Annotated in this window: 15 protein-coding genes and 2 pseudogenes; 4 read left to right on the top strand and 13 right to left on the bottom strand. The window is 67.8% G+C overall.

Annotation, left to right across the window (positions count from 1 at the left end):
- The first annotated feature begins 101 nt into the window (after positions 1-101).
- Complete coding sequence (locus ACWGRX_RS04925) at positions 102-1,382, top strand: L,D-transpeptidase family protein (RefSeq protein ID WP_452116633.1); 1,281 nt, start codon at positions 102-104, stop codon at positions 1,380-1,382.
- A 371-nt stretch (positions 1,383-1,753) separates the two neighbouring features.
- Here ACWGRX_RS04925 and ACWGRX_RS04920 read toward each other — a convergent pair whose 3' ends face one another.
- The 8 genes from ACWGRX_RS04920 to ACWGRX_RS04885 form a co-directional block, all read right to left on the bottom strand.
- Positions 1,754-2,230 (bottom strand): F0F1 ATP synthase subunit B family protein, encoded by a 477-nt coding sequence (locus tag ACWGRX_RS04920; protein ID WP_291638325.1) that lies wholly within the window; start codon positions 2,228-2,230, stop codon positions 1,754-1,756.
- A 10-nt stretch (positions 2,231-2,240) separates the two neighbouring features.
- Entirely contained in the window at positions 2,241-2,870 is a 630-nt protein-coding gene (locus ACWGRX_RS04915) for a F0F1 ATP synthase subunit B family protein (protein ID WP_452116632.1), read from the bottom strand.
- A gap of 61 nt (positions 2,871-2,931) precedes the next feature.
- The gene (locus ACWGRX_RS04910; protein WP_066468155.1) at positions 2,932-3,159 is read right to left on the bottom strand and encodes a F0F1 ATP synthase subunit C; all 228 of its coding nucleotides are present in this window, start codon (positions 3,157-3,159) and stop codon (positions 2,932-2,934) included.
- 62 nt (positions 3,160-3,221) lie between these two features.
- Entirely contained in the window at positions 3,222-3,983 is a 762-nt protein-coding gene (locus ACWGRX_RS04905) for a F0F1 ATP synthase subunit A (RefSeq protein WP_291644977.1), read from the bottom strand.
- A gap of 40 nt (positions 3,984-4,023) precedes the next feature.
- The gene (locus ACWGRX_RS04900; RefSeq protein ID WP_291638322.1) at positions 4,024-4,374 is read right to left on the bottom strand and encodes an AtpZ/AtpI family protein; all 351 of its coding nucleotides are present in this window, start codon (positions 4,372-4,374) and stop codon (positions 4,024-4,026) included.
- Between the two features lie 220 nt (positions 4,375-4,594).
- Positions 4,595-8,050 carry a chromosome segregation SMC family protein gene (locus tag ACWGRX_RS04895; protein ID WP_452116631.1) on the bottom strand — a complete coding sequence of 1,152 codons (3,456 nt, stop codon included), beginning with the start codon at positions 8,048-8,050 and terminating at the stop codon, positions 4,595-4,597.
- 27 nt (positions 8,051-8,077) lie between these two features.
- Positions 8,078-8,695, bottom strand: coding sequence for a DsbA family protein (locus tag ACWGRX_RS04890; RefSeq protein ID WP_452116630.1), 618 nt, complete (start codon positions 8,693-8,695; stop codon positions 8,078-8,080).
- Between the two features lie 88 nt (positions 8,696-8,783).
- Positions 8,784-9,281, bottom strand: a complete 498-nt coding sequence (locus ACWGRX_RS04885) for a DUF721 domain-containing protein (RefSeq protein WP_452116629.1) — start codon at positions 9,279-9,281, stop codon at positions 8,784-8,786.
- A gap of 322 nt (positions 9,282-9,603) precedes the next feature.
- Between ACWGRX_RS04885 and ACWGRX_RS04880 the strand changes: the two genes are divergently transcribed.
- Positions 9,604-10,704 (top strand): linear amide C-N hydrolase, encoded by a 1,101-nt coding sequence (locus ACWGRX_RS04880; RefSeq protein WP_452116628.1) that lies wholly within the window; start codon positions 9,604-9,606, stop codon positions 10,702-10,704.
- Positions 10,705-10,822: 118 nt separating this feature from the next.
- Here the strand turns inward: ACWGRX_RS04880 and ACWGRX_RS04875 are convergent.
- Both ACWGRX_RS04875 and ACWGRX_RS04870 read right to left on the bottom strand, forming a co-directional pair.
- Positions 10,823-11,572 (bottom strand): annotated as a pseudogene (locus ACWGRX_RS04875) (SphA family protein); the annotation flags it as partial.
- Between the two features lie 254 nt (positions 11,573-11,826).
- On the bottom strand, positions 11,827-12,627 hold the full coding sequence (locus tag ACWGRX_RS04870; protein WP_452116627.1) for a class I SAM-dependent methyltransferase: 801 nt from the start codon (positions 12,625-12,627) through the stop codon (positions 11,827-11,829).
- 208 nt (positions 12,628-12,835) lie between these two features.
- Here ACWGRX_RS04870 and mutY point away from each other — a divergent pair, with 208 nt between their 5' ends.
- Complete coding sequence (gene mutY, locus ACWGRX_RS04865; protein WP_452116626.1) at positions 12,836-13,903, top strand: A/G-specific adenine glycosylase; 1,068 nt, start codon at positions 12,836-12,838, stop codon at positions 13,901-13,903.
- 117 nt (positions 13,904-14,020) lie between these two features.
- Positions 14,021-14,275, top strand: a complete 255-nt coding sequence (locus ACWGRX_RS04860) for a GDCCVxC domain-containing (seleno)protein (RefSeq protein ID WP_452116625.1) — start codon at positions 14,021-14,023, stop codon at positions 14,273-14,275.
- A 12-nt stretch (positions 14,276-14,287) separates the two neighbouring features.
- Here ACWGRX_RS04860 and ACWGRX_RS04855 read toward each other — a convergent pair whose 3' ends face one another.
- The 3 genes and pseudogenes from ACWGRX_RS04855 to ACWGRX_RS04845 all read right to left on the bottom strand — a co-directional run.
- A complete protein-coding gene (locus ACWGRX_RS04855; protein ID WP_452116624.1) occupies positions 14,288-15,490 on the bottom strand; it encodes a site-specific DNA-methyltransferase in 1,203 nt (400 codons plus the stop codon).
- Between the two features lie 247 nt (positions 15,491-15,737).
- A complete protein-coding gene (locus tag ACWGRX_RS04850) occupies positions 15,738-16,349 on the bottom strand; it encodes a ribonuclease HII (protein ID WP_452116623.1) in 612 nt (203 codons plus the stop codon).
- Between the two features lie 81 nt (positions 16,350-16,430).
- Positions 16,431-17,507, bottom strand: a pseudogene (locus tag ACWGRX_RS04845) (PA0069 family radical SAM protein); the annotation flags it as partial.
- Positions 17,508-17,552 lie beyond the last annotated feature (45 nt).

Here is a 17,552-nt window from a genome sequence, read left to right as displayed (position 1 = left end):
GCTGCCCTTTCGTAACCTTCTTGGGCCTGCCTTAAGGCTTCCTTGACCATGTGCGAGGAATGCTTGGTTCCGTGCGTATTCTCGCACGCTGGAATCGGCTCATGCAGTGCGTTCGCCTTCGCCATTCTTTCGCCGCCGCCGTCGCCTTCGCGGCGATGCTGACGGCTTCGCGGGCCGAGGAGCCGGGCTATGGCCCGAAGACTTATGACCGGACGCTGGATGCGCTGGTGGCGCATGAGGACATCGCCAATCGCGGCGGCTGGCCCAAGGTGCCCGTGGGCGCGACCGCGCTGAAGCCGGGAGTGCAAGGGCCGGATGTCGCGTTGCTCAAGCAGCGCCTGATGCTGAGTGGCGACTTGCCGCCGGCTTCGCTGCCGGGCGACATCTATGACGAGGCGGTGGTCACGGCGGTTAAGCGCTTCCAGAAGCGGCATGGCCTCTCGGAGCTCGGCACGGTCGGACGCCTGACCCTGAAGGCGCTCAACGTCCCGGTCGAGGTTCGCCTCAACCAGCTTACCGCGACGCTGGAGCGGTTGAAGGGCAACGGCTTCAATTTCACCGAGCGCTATGTCGTGGTGAACATTCCCGGCGCCAGCGCCGAGGCGGTCGAGAACGGTCTCGTCCAGCGCCGTCATCTCGCCATCGTCGGCCGGCCGGACCGGCCTTCGCCGGTCCTCCAGACCAGCATCACCTCGGTCAACCTCAACCCGTACTGGACGGTGCCGATGTCGATTGTGAAGGCCGACATCATCCCGCACATGCGCAAGGATCCGAACTTCATCGCCAAGTCGAACATGAAGTTGCTCGGCGCCGAGAACCGCGAGATCGATCCGGCGAGCGTTAACTGGGCGAGCCTGACCAACCCCTACTTCTACGTCCGCCAGGAGCCTGGCCCGACCAACTCGCTTGGCCAGATGAAGATCGACATGCCGAATGGCGAGGCGGTCTACATGCACGACACGCCGAAGAAGACTCTGTTCCGCAACGATGTCCGCTTCAACTCCTCGGGCTGCGCGCGCATCGAGGGCGTGCGCGATCTCGCGAGCTGGCTGCTCGAGGGCACGGAGTGGAACCTGCCTGCGATCGAGGCGGAGATCGCCAAGGGCGAGCGTAAGAACATCGTGCTGAAGAAGCCGGTTCCGGTCGCCTGGGTCTACATGACCGGCTGGCAGGACGCTGCGGGGCTTGTGCAGTTCCGCGACGATATTTACGGGCTCGATACGCCGCAGGGAATCGTCACCTCGACGATCCAGCCGCGCCGGCCGAAGCCCAAGCCGGCGGCGGTGCCGGCTGCCGGGGCAAGACCGGTCGCCGCCCGGCCGGCGGCGATGCCGATCCCGGCGGCGCGGCCGATCCTGCCGACGGCCTTGGCGGTTCAGTAAGGAGCGAGAAGGGGGCTGGCGCGAAGCGAAGGCTTCCCAGGGGGCCTGGCCAAGCACTTCGTCATTCCGGCTGGAGCGAAGCGGAATGCCGGAATCCATCGTAAGGCTCCGCTGCCCTTGGATGGATTTCAGAGCTGCGCCGCTTTGCGGTTTGTCCGGAACGACGGCTCGGTCCGAACTAAGCTCCGTCTCCAGCGCGGCGGCAAAACAGGCGGGGTCGGGCGTTCGCTGAAGATTTGCAGTGGTTCGCGCGCTCGCTGGCGGATGACGAGCGAGGTCCTGATCAGTAGAAGCGGTTGCCCCAAACGAAAACGCCGCGGTCGTTTGGACCGCGGCGTCTTCATTCGTTTCAGTCGCTTGCGCGTGGCGGCTCAGTTGAGCTTGGCCTTGACGTCCTTGAGGCCGGCGGCGACCAGATCGGCGCCGGCCTTGCCGGCGACCTGGCCGCGCAGGATGACTTCGGCAGCCAGGGTCGCGGCCTCGGCGGCGGCGGCGCGGACTTCCGCGGTCGCCTGGCTTTCGGCCTGGGCGATCTTGTCCTCGGCCGATTTGGTCCGCCGGGTCACGAACTCCGCCAGCTTCGCCTCGGCGTCCTGGGCGAGGCGCTCGGCCTCTTCCTTGGCGTTGGCGACGATGGTCTCGGCCTCTGCCTCGGCGGCCTTGCGCTTGGCCTCGTACTCGGCGAGCAGCTGCTCCGCCTCGTGCCGCAGCCGGCGCGCCTCGGCCAGTTCCTTGGCGACCAGTTCACCGCGCGCATCGAGCCCGGCAAGGATCTTCTTATGGCCGCCGACATAGACGACGATGCCGACGAAGACGAAGAACGCGATGCCTACCCAGAAAGTATCCATCTGTTCCTCCTCAGCGCGCCAGAGCGCTGTCGATGGCCTTGGCGGCCTCGGCGGCACTCGGTGCCTTGCCGGTCAGCTTCTCGACGATCGCGGCCGCCGTCTCGGCACCGAGATCGCGAACGCTTTCCATCGCCTTCGCCTTGGCGGCGGCGATCGAAGCTTCCGCCTGGCTGGCCTTGGCCGAGAGCTCGGCTTCGACCGTCTTGCGGCGCTCGTCCGACTGCTTGGCGCTGGTCTCCCGGGCGGTCTGGGCGATGCCCTGCGCACGCGATTGGGCCTGCGCCAGAGCCTGTTCATAGGCCTTCGCGCTGGCTTCCGCCTTCGCCTGGGCGTCGGCGGCCTCGTCGAGATCGCGCGACAATGCCGCGGCACGGTCGGCGAGAATCCCGCCGATGCGCGGCAGCGCCACCCTGGACATCAGCCAGTAGAGCGCGCCGAAGGAAACCGCGAGCCAGAAGAGCTGGCCGGGATAGGTCTTGCTGTCGAAGGGCGGGAAGGCGCCCTTGGCAGCACCGGTATCGCTCGCCGCGAGCGCCACCTCCGGCAGGATGAAGACCGCAGCGACCAGGGCGGTCGCGGCTGTCGTCCGGACGAGGTTCGTGGCAATGCCGATTTGCATCACGACGCCTTTCAGGCTCATCGGATTAGACACGCTCCCGCCGGGCGCGAGAGCCCTGCGGGAGCGGATGAAGTCGTCGTCCTCAGACCACGAAGAGCAGGATCAGCGCCACCACAAAGGCGAAGATGCCCAGACCTTCGGCGAGCGCGGCGCCGATGAAGGCGCGGCCGAACTGGCCGTCAGCGGCCGACGGGTTGCGCAGGGCGCCCGACAGGAACTGGCCGAAGATGTTGCCGACGCCGATGGCGGCGAGGCCCATGCCGAGACAGGCGATACCGGCAGCGAGGTACTTGGCCGCAGTGAAATCCATGGTCTTTCTCCGAGTGAACTTAGGGCGGTAGGGGTGTTTAACTCTCGCGACGTCTGCGGGCCTCAGTGGCCCGGGTGCAGCGCATCGTTGAGATAGACGCAGGTCAGGATCGTGAAGACATAGGCCTGCAGGAACGCGACGAGGAACTCGAATGCGGTGAGCGCGATCGCCAGCAGCATGGGCAGCGGCGCGAGCACGATGCCGACGCCGATCGTGCCGGTCAGCATCACTACGAAGCCGCCGAACACCTTGAGCGCGACGTGGCCGGCCAGCATGTTGCCGAACAGGCGCAGGCTCAGCGAGATCGGGCGGGAAACGAAGGAAACGGCCTCGATCAGCACCATGAAGGGCAGCAGCCAGCCCGGCGCGCCCTTCGGCACGAACAGGCCAAAGAAGTGGCTGCCATGCTTGACGATGCCATAGACCAGCACCACGCCGATCACCAGGAAGGCGAAGGCGGCGGTGACGACGATATGGCTGGTGACGGTGAACGAGCCGGGGATCATGCCGAGCAGGTTCGCGGTCAGCACGAACATGAAGAGCGAGAAGACGAAGGGGAAGAAGCGCATCCCTTCCTTGCCCATCACGCCCGTGAGCGTCGAGGCGACGAATTCATAGGACAACTCGGCGAGCGATTGCAGCCGGCCGGGCACCGTGGCGCGCTGGCGCGAGCCGAAGAGCGTGATCAGCGCGATGACCGCGACCGTCAGCACCATGAACAGCGCCGAATTGGTGAAGGAAAGATCGAGTCCGAAGAGCTTCAGGCCGACGATCGGCTTGATCTCGAATTGGTGGATCGGATCGATACCGCCGCCGGCCGCCATTCTCTCAACCCTCTCAATGCGGCGCTGGGCCGCGAAAAACTCAATCCTTGGGAGCGTTCTGCGCCCGTCCGGAGGTCGGCCGCGCTCCCAGTCGATAGACTGACCGGAAACCGGCGATGGTGCCGATCACCAGGAAGGCAATCAGCAGGAACGGCGAGGTTCCCAGCCACCGGTCGCCCAGATAGCCGATCAGGCCACCTGCGATGACGCCGCCAATGAGATCCGTCGCCGCACGAAAGCCGGAGGACATCGCGCCCGCAAGCACCTTGTCCCTGTTCTCCGCCTCGACCTTGGCCTCTTCGGCCTTTTCGGTCTGCCGCAAGGCGGCGGAGAGCGATTCCAGTCTCGTGCGCAACTCCGGATCACCAGGTGTCTTGTCCGGTTCGGACATGCCGGGCCTCTTCGTTTGACCGTGAGATTGGCACGGTCACGCCAAAAACCTTCGCACACCCATCCCGGCCCGTTCACCGAGCCGTCGTCAGCACGGCCTCCTTTATTGGCCGCCCATAAAGCTGTCAAGGCAGGGGTTTGGCATTCAACTAATTGAAGTAATTATATATTTTGCCGGGGTGCGGCATTTTTGCTGCATTGTCGCGCCGATTCTGCCCGATTCAGACGGCCTCGCGGATGCGCTCGGCGGTGTCGAGGTCGACCGAGACCATCTGGCTGACGCCGCGTTCAGCCATTGTGACGCCGAACAAACGGTCCATCCGCGCCATGGTGATCGGGTTGTGGGTGATCAGAATGAAGCGCGTCGCAGTATTGCGCGCCATCTCGTCGAGCAGGTCGCAATAGCGCTCGACATTGGCGTCGTCGAGCGGCGCATCGACCTCGTCGAGCACGCAGATCGGCGAGGGATTCGTCAGGAATACCGCAAAGATCAGGGCGGTCGCGGTCAGCGCCTGCTCGCCGCCGGAGAGCAGGGTCATGACCTGCGGCTTCTTGCCCGGCGGCCGGGCGATGATCTCGAGCCCGGCTTCGAGCGGATCCTCCGAATCGACCAGGGAAAGCTCGGCCGTGCCGCCGCCGAACAGCACGCCGAAAAGCTGCTGGAAATGGCCGTTGACCACCTCGAATGCGGCAAGAAGCCGCTCCCTGCCTTCGCGGTTCAGCGCGCCGATCGCCTGGCGCAGGCGCCTGATCGCCTCGGTCAGGTCGTCCCGTTCGCTCGCCAGGCCCGAGCGCTTGCCCTGGACCTCCGAGAGCTCGTCCTCGGCCCGCAGATTGACGGCGCCGAGTCGCTCGCGCTCGGCTTTCAGCGCGGAAAGCCGCCGCTCGGTGGCCTCGGACTCGGGTAGTGCCGCTCCCGGCGCGAGGCCGGCGAGGCCCCGGAGGCCGGCGATGTCGGTATCGAGGCCCTCGACGATCTGGCGCACAAGGCCGGCGAGGCGTTGCCTGGCCGCTTCCAGTCTGGCCTCGGCGCTGGCCCGGCCCTCGCGCGCGCCGGCGAGGCTTTCCAGCGCCGCGCGTGCCTGCTTGTCGGCCTCGGCCAGTGCCGATTCGCCGCTGGCGAGCGCGTCGGCCTCCGCTTTGCGCGCCTGCTCCGCCGATTCGATCCCGGCGAGCAGGCGCCGGCGCTCGACCAGGAAGGTGTCGGGCGCATCGAGCAGGGTCTGGCGTTCGGCCGTCGTCGTCTCGATCCGACTCCTGGTCTCGGCGGCCGTCTGCTCGCTGGTGCCGGCCCGCTCGCGCCAGGCGCGGATGTCCTGCGCGATCGCTTCGCGCCGACGCGAGCGCAGCTCCGCCTCGCGGCCTTGCGTCTGCACAAGGGCTCGCGCCTCGGTGGCCGCGCCGCGGCGCTCGGCGAGCTCGGCCCGGGCTGTCAGCAGGGCGTTTTCCAGCTCCACGGCCGGGGCCAGGGCGGCAAGGTCCTTTGCGGCGGCTTCAGCCTGGGCGCCGACATCGCCGATGTTCTGGCCGAGCCGGTCGATGGCTTCGGTCAAGGCCGAGCGACGCGAAGCCGTCTCGCCCGCCTTGCGCTCCGCCGCGGCGGCGCGCTCGCGCGACTGGTCGAGCCGGCGCCTGGCTTCGCGCACCGATTCGAGCGCCTTCGTTTCCGCCTGGCTGGCTGTGCGAGCCCGTTCCGTCGCCCTGTCGAGTCCGGAGCGGGCCTGCTCGACCGCTTCACGGGCGCGCTGCGCCGCGATCTCGAGATCGCCGAGCCGGTTCTTCTCGCTGAGCCGGCGCGCCGCCGGGGAGGGGGCTTCGGCCGCGCTGGTCAGCCCGTCCCAGCGCCAGACATCGCCTTCGCGCGACACCAGGCGCTGGCCGGGCAGCAGCGACGCACGCAGCCGGGCGCCGTCACCACGGCTGACGAGCCCGATCTGGCGCAGCCGGCGCAGCAGGGCGGCGGGACCGCGCACATGTCGGCCCAGACTTTCTGTCCCTTCGGGCAAGGGCGGATCGGAAGCGCCGGCGCCGGTATCGTCCCAATGTGCCGGTGCGGCAGGGTCGGCCGAGGCGTCGAGGTCGTCGCCCAGCGCGGCGGCGAGGGCTGCCTCGTAGCCCTTGGCCACGGTGATCACGTCGAGGATTGCCGGCCATCGGCCGCCGCTCGCCGGTGCGAGCAGCTTCTGGAGGGTCCGGGTTTCGGTATCGAGCCGTTGTGCCGCGCGGTCGGCCTCGGCCAGCGGCGTGCGCAGCCGGGTTTCCTCGTCGCGCGCGGCTGCCAAAGCGGCCCGGGCGGTGGAGGCGGCGCGATCGGCAGCCCGCATCGCGGTCTCGGCGGCGGCGACCTCGCGGCGTAGCCCTTCCAGAGTTACGGCGGTGCCGTCCTGATCGAGCGCCGCCTGGTCGCGCAGCAGCCGGTCGCGTTCGGCGGCATGGCGGGCCTCGCGCTCGCGGGCCTCGCGGATCGTCCGTTCGAGGGCGCCGCGCCGGGCCGTCAGTTCCGACAGGCGCTGCTGGACCGCCGCATGCTCGGCCTCGGCCGCGTTGAGCCGCATCTCGGCCGCAGCCAAACCGGATGCTGCCGACGGACCGGCCGTGGCCGCGGCTTCCGTCTCGCGCCGCAGCGCCTCGTCCTCTTCGCTCAGCCGGGCGAGCGACTGGCTCGCATCCCGACCGAGATTCTCCTGGCGGGCGAGATCGGCCTGCAATTCCGTAAGGCGCCTGCCGAGTTCCTCGCTGCGTTGCCTGGCCCGCCGGTTCTCGGCCTCGAGCTCGTCGAGCCCGCGTTTCAGCCGGACCAGCGCAGCGGCCGCCGCCGCCTCGTTCTCGCGCAGTTGCGGCAGGGCATGGGCGGCGATCGCCTGAAGGCGCGAGGCTTCGGCCTGGGCGCCGGTGCGCATGGCGACCTCGCGGATGGCGGATTCCAGCGCGCGTTCGGCGAGCGTATCCTGCTCGCGCGCTTCGCCATGGGCGATCAGCGCCAGCACGGCCTCGGCCCTGCGGATGTCGGCGGCGAGGCTGCGATAGCGCGAGGCCTGTCGCGCCTGCCTCTGCAGCGCATCGACCTGGCCGTCGATCGCGGCGAGCACGTCCTCCAGCCGGGTGAGATTGTCCTCGGCGCCGCGCAGGCGCAGCTCAGCCTCGTGCCGACGGCTGTGCAGGCCGGCGATGCCGGCGGCATCCTCCAGGATGCGCCGGCGCGATTGCGGCTTGGCGGCGATGATCTCGCTGATCTGGCCCTGGCGCACCAGCGCCGGCGAGCGCGCGCCGGTGGCGGCGTCGGCGAAGAGCAGCTGGACGTCGCGGGCCCGGACCTCCTTGCCGTTGACGCGATAGGTCGAGCCTTCCTCGCGCTCGATCCGGCGCGTCACCTCCAGCACCTCGGCGTCGTTGAAGGCAGCCGGGGCCTTGCGGTCACTGTTGTCGAGGGTGAGGGCGACCTCGGCCATGTTCCGCGCCGGCCGCTCCGAGGAGCCGGCGAAGATCACGTCGTCCATGCCCGAGCCGCGCATGTTCTTGAACGAGCTTTCGCCCATCACCCAGCGCAGGGCTTCGACGAGATTGGACTTGCCGCAACCATTGGGCCCGACGATCCCGGTCAGCCCGGGCTCGATCAGGAATTCCGTCGGCTCGACGAAGGTCTTGAAGCCGGCGAGCTTGAGGCGCGTCAGATGCATCGGCGCGCCTCAGGCATTGCTGCGCGATCAGCTGCCGAGCAGCGGCTCGATGATCTTCTCGAATTCAGCGATGCTGAGTGCACCGGAACGCTTCTGCCCGTTGATGAAGAAGGTCGGCGTGGAGTCGACGCCGGCCTTGGCGCCGCCATCCTTCACCTGATTGATGGCTTCGTAAATGTCCTGGCGCTTCAGGCAGGCCTCGAACGATTCCTGGGTGAAGCCGGCCTGCTTGACCATGCTCGACAGCGCGTCGACCGGCTTGTCGGTGAAGGCCCAGTTGCGCTGCTGGGCGAACAGCAGATCGGTCATCGGGTAATATTTGTCGTTGCCGTTGCAGCGCGCCAGCATGAAGCCGGCGGTGGCGAGCGGATCGAGCGGGAATTCGCGCAGGACGAAGCGCACCTTGCCGGTGTCGATATATTTGGACTTCAGGGCCGGCCAGGTGTCGCGATGGAAGGTGGCGCAATGGCCGCAGGTCAGCGAGGCGTATTCGATGATCGTGACCTTGGCGTCGGGCTTGCCGAGCCAGACATCGCCGAGGGGGCCAGCGACACCGATGTCCTGCGCCTGCGCGCTATTGACGGGCAGAAGGGGAGAAAGAGCCAAGGCGGCGGTGCCGAGCATCACTTGGCGGCGGCTGGTCATGGGCAGTTCCTTGATGGCGATGACAGGTTGCGGACCATAATGGCCGCGAGGATTGTGGCAAGATCGGTTCGGGTCACTGCTGCGCCGCTCACGAAGCCGTGTCGTCGCGGGCGTCCCGGCGCCGCTGGGCGATGCCCTGTCCCAGCCGGGCCAGAGCCTCGCGCAGGCCGGCATCCTCGACCTGGGCTACCTGGGCCGCGATCCGGGCGAGTGTGGCCGCGTCCGGCGGGGCCGGAGGCAGGGGGCGGGGCGGCGGCGCGACCGGGCCCTGCTTGAGCACGAGCTTGCCGACGGCGCGCCAGCCGAGATGGGTGTTGACCCGCTCCAGCACCAGCGGCCCGAGTTGCTGCATCTCCAGCGCGAAGGCGCTCTCGACGCGCACCACCAGCGTCGCCGGATCGGCGGTCTCGCCGGGCGCGTTGCGCCGGCGCGGCCAGTCGATCTTGAGCGGCCGCGTCCGCTCGGCCAGACGCTCGCCGACTATCTCCGGCCAGTAGGTCACGACCGAACGCCCGGCGAAGCCCTGCGCGGCTAGCGCCGGGGCGAGGCAGTCATCGATCAGTTCGGCGAGAGGTTTTGCAGCCATCCGCCATTTTGCGCGAGCAGCCGGGGGCATGGCAAGCCGATCCGGTCGATCACCCGCAAGCATCGGGCAGGTCGGGACGGTAGTGTCGGGGGCAGGGGGTATGCCGGCAGATGCGTCGACGGCCGCCGCCCGGAAGCGGGTAGGCGCGGGCTGGGAGAGGGCCGCGGCCCCGGCGCGTCTGCCATTAAAGTTGGATTTACCGACCCTTCGTTTTTTTCTCCGTGCTTTCGGACGCCTTCGGGCATTCGTCCGGTGCCATTCACCGTTGTTGCAGATGTTGCCCTTAGGAAATGGCCGTGCATCAAACACGGAGAAAAATCGTATGCGCCTATGGGTTCGAGGCCTCGCCAAGCGGGCCACCGCGGTGGTCCTGGCAGGCTGGGCGGCCGGCGTCATGCCGGCTCAGGCCTGCACCAATATCCTGCTGATGGCGGCCGACGGAACGCCGGTCTACGGCCGCACGCTGGAATACGCGCTCGAAACCCAGTCCGACGTCGTCGTCGTGCCGCGCAACCACCAGTTCGTCGGAACCCGTCCGAACAACGCACCGGGTGCCAAATGGACCTCGCGCTACGCTTTCGTCGGCGTCATGAGCTTCGGTCAGCCCTTCGTCTCGGACGGCATGAACGAGAAGGGGCTCGCGGGCGGCGCGCTCTATTTCCCCGATTTCGCCAGCTATACGCCGCCGGCCAAGGCCGACCCGAACACCGCGCTCGCGCCATGGGAGTTCCTGAGCTGGGTCCTGTCGAATTTCGCGACCGTCGCAGAGGTCAAGGCTGCGCTCGACAAGGCGGTGATCGTCGACCTGCCGGCGCCGATGGTGAACTTCACACTGCCCTTCCATTTCCCGATCCATGATGCGACCGGCGCCTCGATCGTGATCGAGCCGATCGACGGGAAGCTGAAGGTCTATGACAATCCGATGGGTGTCCTGACCAACTCCCCGCCCTTCGACTGGCACCTCAACAACATCCGCAACTATGTGAAGATATCGCCGGTCGCGGCGGATCCGCTGAAGATCGGTGGGCAGGCCTTCCAGCCGTTCGGCCAGGGCTCGGGCCTGCTCGGCATCCCCGGCGATCCGACGCCGCCTTCGCGCTTCATTCGCGCGCTCGGCTATGCCGTTTCCGCCAGGCAGCAGCCCGATGGCCCGCAGACAGTGCGTCTCGTCGAGCACATCATGAACAATTTCGACATCCCGATCGGCTTCATCGATTCGGCCGCGAAGGGTGGCGAGCTCGAATACACGCAGTGGACTTCGGTCGCCGACCTGCGCGCCAGGAAGTACTACATCAAGGGCTACCGGGATCAGGTCCTGCGGATGGTCGATCTCAGCAGCTTCGATCTCGATGCCAAGGGGCTGCGCGTCGCGCCGTTCAAGGTTAATCTGACGCCGCCGCCGCTGGAGTTCGCCAAGCCGTAACGGGAGGCATGGGCGCCGGAGCCACGGTATCATCCGTCGGCTTCGAAGGCGCAGCGATCTGCATGCCGAAGCTTTGAGTGGCCGCGCTGGCAAGCCAGTGCGGCCATTGGTCAATCGCTCATCGCGCCGCCGACAGGGGGAGCGAGACCGTGAGCAGCCCCACGGTTCCGCGCGCCCGGTTCTCGACGCTGAATTCGCGCAGCACCTTGATACGGGTGGAGATCGGCGTCTCGCCGAGCTGGAAATTATAGGCGACCGTTCCGCCCAGGGCGGTCGTGCGCCCCTTATAGGGGCCGAGCTGCGCACCGGCGCCGCTGTCGCCCGTGACCTGCTGGTAGTGATAGCCGATCAGGCCGGCGGAGAGTGCGCTGGTCAGGGCCTTGGAGGTCGCCCATTCGACATGGAACTCGGTTCCTGTCCGGTCGTCTGTCGCGCGGTTCGTGCCGTTGAAGGTCACGCCGACCGCGGTGGAAAGGTCGATGCCCGTCTCGGGATCGAACCAGGTCAGGGCGCCGGAAAGATCACTCGCCCAGCGGTGGAAGGCGAGGTTGGCGAGCTGCCCGTCGCGATAGTCGCCGGCCGGGACATTGACCAGCGCGGTCGTGCTCCAATGGAACTTGCCGGAATGCCAGCCCAGAGTGGCGGACAGGACGGGATCGCCGACGATCGTCGCCTTGTCGCGTAACGCCCGCCCGATGATGGTGTTGGTACGCGGCGAGTCGAGCTCGACGCCGGCCGAGACCGCGACACGCCCGACAGGCAGGACGGCGCCGACCGCGAAATTGCCGCCGAAAACCTCCCAGGGCGTCACCCAGGTCCCGTTCAGAAAGTCGGCGCGGGCCTGGCTGCGCACGTTCGCGATCACCCGGCCGCCCGCTGGAAGCGACTTCCGGGCGTCGAGCTTGGCGTCGTAGGAATAGGTGTTGCTCTCGAAGCGCCTGCGCCATCCGCAACCCGGACGGTTGCCGCCGGGCTCCTCTTCGCCGAATCATCCCCGCAGCCCCTGAACGCGACGTCGCCGTTGCCTCGGCGAATCGTTGTCGCGACGCTACTGGCTGAAACTTGGAGAAACCAGCGCTCGCCAGGCGTCGCACACCTGTTTCCGCAAGGTCGGGCGCTGCCTTAGGGAGCGATGCCGCGGCAGGCCCATGCGGTGGCTGCGAACGAGCGCGGGCCGTCCGGTTTTCCGGCTTCATAGGCGGCCCTGACGGCCCGGTTGAGGGTCGTCCGGCGTGTCTCATCGAGCCCCGCGACATATTTGCCGATCGGTCCCTCGCCGGCCGAGATCGGCTCCCAGTAATCGGCGAAATTCTCGTAGTTCATCCGGATCGTCAGTGCGCTTTCCGTCACGTCGCGCAGGCCCTGGGCGACGAAGCTCCGGCGCATCTCGCCGGGCCCGGTCATCGGCTGGAAGCAGTAGCGGCTGCGCGGTGCTTGCGCCTCCTCGTCGAGGGCTGCCGCGGTGTCCCAGAGCATGCGCATGACGGACATGCCGCCGAGATGGTCCCAGACCGCTGCGGCGACGACGCCGCCGGAGCGTACGACCCGGCGCATCTCGGCCACCGCCTTGTCGGCCTCGGGCACGAAATGCAGCACCAGCAGCGAGAGCGCCCGGTCGAAGCGCCCATCCTCGAAGGGAATGGCCGTGGCGTCGCCTTGCCGGATCGTGATGCGCGCGTCGCGATTGCGCCGCTGCGCCTCCTCGACGAAGACCGGCGAGAAGTCGACCGCCGCAATCTCGCCGATCGCGGCCGCCTGCGGCAGCGCGAAGGTCAGGCTGCCGGTGCCGCAGCCGACATCGATGACCCGCTCGCCATCCTCTAGACCGGCGAAACGGATGAAGGGCTCTGCAAGCAAGCGACTCCAGCGGCCCATGAGGCGTTCGTAGCCGGCGGCGCTGCGGACATTGAAGCTCGACGACATCGTGCTGCTCCCTGCTCGCCCGGAAGCCCCGCTGCCGGTTCCGTGCCGCGGCGCGCAGCCGGCGGCGGGCATCGGCGCACCCTTCGGAACCGGAGCGGGAGATTTTACCAGTCCGGGCGCCGGCGCAATGCGTCTTCGCTGGCAATTCAGGCTGAGGCGGATCGGTGCGCGCTCTTGCGGCCCGCCCGCTGCGCGTTAAACCGGGGCCATGGACGCCATCGTTCGCCAGCCCGACGCCGCCGACCTTCTCGCCTGGTATGATCGGCATCGCCGGGTGCTGCCCTGGCGCGCCTTGCCGGGCGAGCAGGCCGATCCCTACCGGGTCTGGGCCTCTGAGATCATGCTGCAGCAGACCACCATCACGGCGGTGAAGCCCTATTTCGAGCGCTTCATGGCGCGTTTTCCGACCGTCGAGGCGCTGGCGCAGGCGCCGTCGGACAGCGTGATGCAGGCCTGGGCTGGGCTCGGCTACTATTCGCGCGCCCGCAATCTCCATGCCTGCGCCAAGGTCGTGGCCAGCCAACATGGCGGCCGTTTCCCCGATACCGAGGAAGGCCTGCGCGAATTGCCCGGCATCGGCGCCTACACGGCCGGCGCCGTGGCCGCGATCGCCTTCGACCGGCCGGCAGCGGCCGTCGACGGCAATGTCGAGCGGGTGATGACCCGACTCTTCGCGATCGAGGAGGAGATGCCGGGCGCGAAGCCGCTGGTCCGTGGGCGCGTGCTGGCGCTGATGCCTGATCGTCCCGGCGATTTCGCGCAAGCCCTGATGGATCTCGGCGCGACGATCTGCACGCCGCGCTCACCAGCCTGCGGGCTCTGTCCCTGGCGCGAGCCTTGCCGGGCCCGCACCGCCGGCACGCAGGAGACCTACCCGCGCAAGGTGGCGAAGAAAACCGGCAAGACCCGCTTGGGCGCCGCCTTCGTCGCGATGCGCGAGGATGGCGCCGTGCTGGTGCGCACCCGTCCGGCCAAGGGGTTGCTCGGCGGCATGGTCGAGGTTCCCGGGGGCGAGTGGCGGGACGACTATCCGCTCGGCGAGGCACTGCGCGATGCGCCCCTGGCCGCGCAATGGCGCCGGCTGATGGTGCCGGTGCGGCACGTCTTCACGCATTTCCCGCTGGAGCTGACGATCTTCGTCGCCGCGCTGCCATTGGACGCGCAGGCGCCCGAGGGCATGCGCTTCACCCCCTTCGCGCGGCTAAGGGAGGAAGCCTTTCCGAGCGTCTTCCTCAAGGCGCTCGAAGCCGGGCTGGAGGCGCTGCAGCGACGTTGACGGCATGGAAGGCCGGTGGCCTGTCCCGTCACCACATGTTCTAATCCCGGTGTCGGCATTGCTGCCGCAGGACGAAGCGCGCCATCTGGCTGGCCGCGCGAATTGCCGGAGGCCGCGATGACCGAAGCCGAGCAGCCGATCGCAGAGCCCGAGCTTCACAGCGAGATCACCTGCCCGGAGTGCGGACACCGCAAACGCGAGGCGATGCCAGAAGCCGCCTGCCAGTTCTTCTATGAATGCGCGGGGTGCGGCGTCGTGCTGCGGCCGAAACCGGGCGATTGCTGCGTGTTCTGCTCTTACGGCTCGGTGCCCTGTCCGCCGATCCAGCGCGATGGGCGGTCATCCGGTGCAGGCAGTTGCTGCGCCGGATGATAATTCAGTCCGTCAGGCAGCGGCCATCTGTGCCCGGATCTCGCCGCGCAGCGCGTCGAGTAGCACGGGTTCGCCCTCGCGCTCGACATGCCAGAAGGTCCAGCCATTGCAGGCCGGCAGTCCCTGCGCCAGCGCGCCGACCTTGTGGATCGAGCCGACGACGGGATCGAGCAGCAGCGTGCCGTCGGCGCGGATCAGCGCCTCGTGACGCCGCTTCACGTCGAACACCCGCTCGCCTGCCTTGACCAGCCCGGCCTCGACCAGGCTGAGGAACGGCACGCGCGGCTCGCTGCGCTTCGACGGCGCCGTGGCGAAGGCGGCCGGCGGCAGCGGCTCGACCGCGTCGATGCGGGCACGCGCCGCACGGGCATAGGCCTGCTCGCGCTCGATGCCGATGAAATGCCGGCCGAGCGCCTTGGCGACGGCCCCGGTCGTCCCGGTGCCGAAGAACGGGTCGAGCACGACATCGCCGGGATTGCTGGCCGAGAGCATCACCCGGGCGAGCAGGGCCTCGGGCTTCTGCGTCGGGTGGACCTTGGCACCGTCCTTGTCCTTGAGGCGCTCATCCCCGGTACACAACGGCAGGTACCAGTCCGAGCGCATCTGCAGGTCGTCATTGCCGCCCTTCAGCGCCTCGTAATGGAAGGTGTATTTCGACTGCTCGCCGCGGGCCGCCCAGATCAGCGTCTCATGCGCGTTGGTGAAGCGCCGGCCACGGAAGTTCGGCATCGGATTGGCCTTGCGCCAGACGATGTCGTTCAGCATCCAGAAGCCGAGATCCTGCAGGATCGAGCCGACGCGGAAGATGTTGTGATAGGAGCCGATCACCCAGAGTGCGCCATCGGGCTTGAGCACCCGGCGGCAGGCGGTGAGCCAGGCCCGCGTGAACGCGTCATATTCGGCGAAGGACGAAAACTTGTCCCAGTCGTCGTCGACGGCGTCGACGAGGCTATCGTCGGGCCGGCGCAGATCGCCGCCGAGTTGGAGATTATAGGGCGGGTCGGCAAAGACCATGTCGACGCTGGCCGCAGGCAGCGAGTCGATCGCCGCGACGCAGTCGCCGACGATGACCTGGTCGAGAGGCAGTGCCGGAAAAAGGCCCGTTTTGGATGGAAGGCTCTTGGCCTTCATCCGGGCCCCCAATGCGGGCCGTCCGGTACGCGAGACTTGAATCCGGACGGCGGCATTGGCGGTCCCGGTACGCGAGATACTCATGACGCCCAGACCGTTACGCAACTTCAACGGTCCCGATCTTGGGCCGGTCAGGGTAAAGGCCGGGTTTCCGGCTTGAAAAAAATGCGTCCCATTCTGGGGCTGCAAGATTTGCCTAGTCCGTTGAATATGTTGATTAATTAGTAACGGAAGTTAAGGAACGGTAAGCGGCTGCTGCCTGCCGTTGCGGCAGTTTGGAAAGCCGCTTCGCGTGCCGATCGAGAGATCGGGTTTCGCCTGGACGCAGGCCTCAACGCGTCCAGACGCCCTTCACCGGCGCGAAGGAGTAGCGATGCGCCGGGCAGGGGCCGTGCTCCTTGATCGCGGCGCGGTGCTTTGCGGTGCCGTAGCCGGCATGACCGGCGAAGCCGTAAGCCGGATAGTGCTGGCCGAGCCGTGCCATCATGCGGTCGCGCGTCACCTTGGCGATGATCGAGGCGGCGGCGATCGAGCAGACCAGGGCATCACCGCCGATGATCGCTTCGCAGGGGAAGGGCAGTGCCGGCGGGTCATTGCCGTCGACGAGGACGAGGCCGGGCGCGAGCGGCAGGGCCGCTACCGAGCGTCCCATCGCCAGCAGCGTCGCCTGCCGGATGTTCAGCCGATCGATCTCGATTGCCGAGGCACTGCCAACGCCGACGGCGAGCGCCTGCTGGAGGATGGTGTCGAACAGCGCCTCGCGCCGCGGGGCGCTGAGCAGCTTCGAATCGGCGAGCCCGTCCGGGATCGCCTGCGGATCGAGAATGACCGCTGCCGCCACGACCGGGCCGGCGAGCGGACCGCGGCCGACCTCGTCGACGCCGGCGACGAGCTGGCATCCCTGCGCGATGGCGCGCGCCTCATGGTTGAAATCGGCGAACATGGCGGCAGCCTATGCCAGATCGCGCCGCTGCGGTCTGCCCCGACGAGGCCGGCTTCCACAGTGCAGCACCGGCCGGTTTCGTCAGAACAGGCTGAGCTGCGCCTTCTCCTTCTCAGGCTTGACGAAGAGGTCGCTGCGCAGCCGCAGCCGCGCCGTGTTGAAGCCGAGGCGTTCGGCCGCCATCTCGAAACGCCGGCCGATCATCCAGGCATAGGGGCCGGAGCCGACCTGGCGTTGGCCCCAGGCCGCATCGTAATCCTTGCCGCCGCGCGTCGAGCGGATCAGCGAGACGACATGGCGCATCTTGTCGGGATGGTGGGTGACGAGCCAGTCCTGCACCAGGTCCTTGACCTCGAGCGGCAGGCGCAGAAGCACATAGCCGGCTTCGCGTGCCCCGGCCGCCTTGGCGGCGTCGAGGATGCGTTCGATCTCGTGCTCGTTCACCGCCGGAATGATCGGCGCCACCAGCACGCTCACCGGAATGCCGGCCTCCGACAGCTTGCGGATCGTTTCCAGCCGCTTCGACGGTGCCGCCGCCCGCGGCTCCATGCCGCGCGAGAGCTTGGCGTCGAGTGTCGTCACCGAGAGCGCGACCTTGACCAGGCCCTTCTCGGCCATCGGCGCGAGGATATCGATATCGCGCTGCACCAACGCCGATTTGGTGACGATCCCGACCGGGTGGTTGAACTTGGCCAGGACCTCCAGGATCTGGCGCATGATCCGCAGCTTCTTCTCGATCGGCTGATAGGGATCGGTATTGGTCCCGATCGCGATCGTGCGCGGCTGGTAGCTTGGCGCGGACAGCTCCCTTTCGAGCAGCGCCGCCGCATCCGGCTTGGCCGTCAGCTTGGTCTCGAAGTCGAGGCCCGGAGACAGGCCGAGATAGGCATGGCTCGGCCGGGCGAAGCAGTAGACGCAGCCATGCTCGCAGCCGCGATAGGGATTGATCGAGCGGTCGAACGAAATATCCGGGGAGTCGTTGCGTGTAATGATGGTTCGCGGCTTCTCGACCGAGATCTCGGTCTTGAACGGCGGCAATTCGCCGAGCGAGCCCCAGCCATCATCCTCGTCGAAGCGCTGCTCGGCCTCGTATCGGCCGCCCGGATTGAGCGTCGCGCCGCGCCCGTGCCGCCGCTCCGGATCGATGCGGTGGCCGGCAAAGGCCAGCGGATCGACCGGCGCGATCCGAGCGGAGATCGCGGC

The sequence above is a fragment of the Allobosea sp. NPDC055594 genome (assembly GCF_053618995.1).
The sequence above is the reverse complement of the archived record's forward strand: the minus strand, read 5'-3'. Positions and strand labels throughout refer to the sequence as shown.

Coding starts and splice junctions, on each gene's coding strand:
- ACWGRX_RS04925 (WP_452116633.1), top strand. CDS start 102: ATGCAGTGCGTTCGCCTTCGCCATTCTTTCGCCGCCGCCGTCGCCTTC.
- ACWGRX_RS04920 (WP_291638325.1), bottom strand. CDS start 2,230: ATGGATACTTTCTGGGTAGGCATCGCGTTCTTCGTCTTCGTCGGCATC.
- ACWGRX_RS04915 (WP_452116632.1), bottom strand. CDS start 2,870: ATGAGCCTGAAAGGCGTCGTGATGCAAATCGGCATTGCCACGAACCTC.
- ACWGRX_RS04910 (WP_066468155.1), bottom strand. CDS start 3,159: ATGGATTTCACTGCGGCCAAGTACCTCGCTGCCGGTATCGCCTGTCTC.
- ACWGRX_RS04905 (WP_291644977.1), bottom strand. CDS start 3,983: ATGGCGGCCGGCGGCGGTATCGATCCGATCCACCAATTCGAGATCAAG.
- ACWGRX_RS04900 (WP_291638322.1), bottom strand. CDS start 4,374: ATGTCCGAACCGGACAAGACACCTGGTGATCCGGAGTTGCGCACGAGA.
- ACWGRX_RS04895 (WP_452116631.1), bottom strand. CDS start 8,050: ATGCATCTGACGCGCCTCAAGCTCGCCGGCTTCAAGACCTTCGTCGAG.
- ACWGRX_RS04890 (WP_452116630.1), bottom strand. CDS start 8,695: ATGACCAGCCGCCGCCAAGTGATGCTCGGCACCGCCGCCTTGGCTCTT.
- ACWGRX_RS04885 (WP_452116629.1), bottom strand. CDS start 9,281: ATGGCTGCAAAACCTCTCGCCGAACTGATCGATGACTGCCTCGCCCCG.
- ACWGRX_RS04880 (WP_452116628.1), top strand. CDS start 9,604: ATGCGCCTATGGGTTCGAGGCCTCGCCAAGCGGGCCACCGCGGTGGTC.
- ACWGRX_RS04870 (WP_452116627.1), bottom strand. CDS start 12,627: ATGTCGTCGAGCTTCAATGTCCGCAGCGCCGCCGGCTACGAACGCCTC.
- mutY (WP_452116626.1), top strand. CDS start 12,836: ATGGACGCCATCGTTCGCCAGCCCGACGCCGCCGACCTTCTCGCCTGG.
- ACWGRX_RS04860 (WP_452116625.1), top strand. CDS start 14,021: ATGACCGAAGCCGAGCAGCCGATCGCAGAGCCCGAGCTTCACAGCGAG.
- ACWGRX_RS04855 (WP_452116624.1), bottom strand. CDS start 15,490: ATGAGTATCTCGCGTACCGGGACCGCCAATGCCGCCGTCCGGATTCAA.
- ACWGRX_RS04850 (WP_452116623.1), bottom strand. CDS start 16,349: ATGTTCGCCGATTTCAACCATGAGGCGCGCGCCATCGCGCAGGGATGC.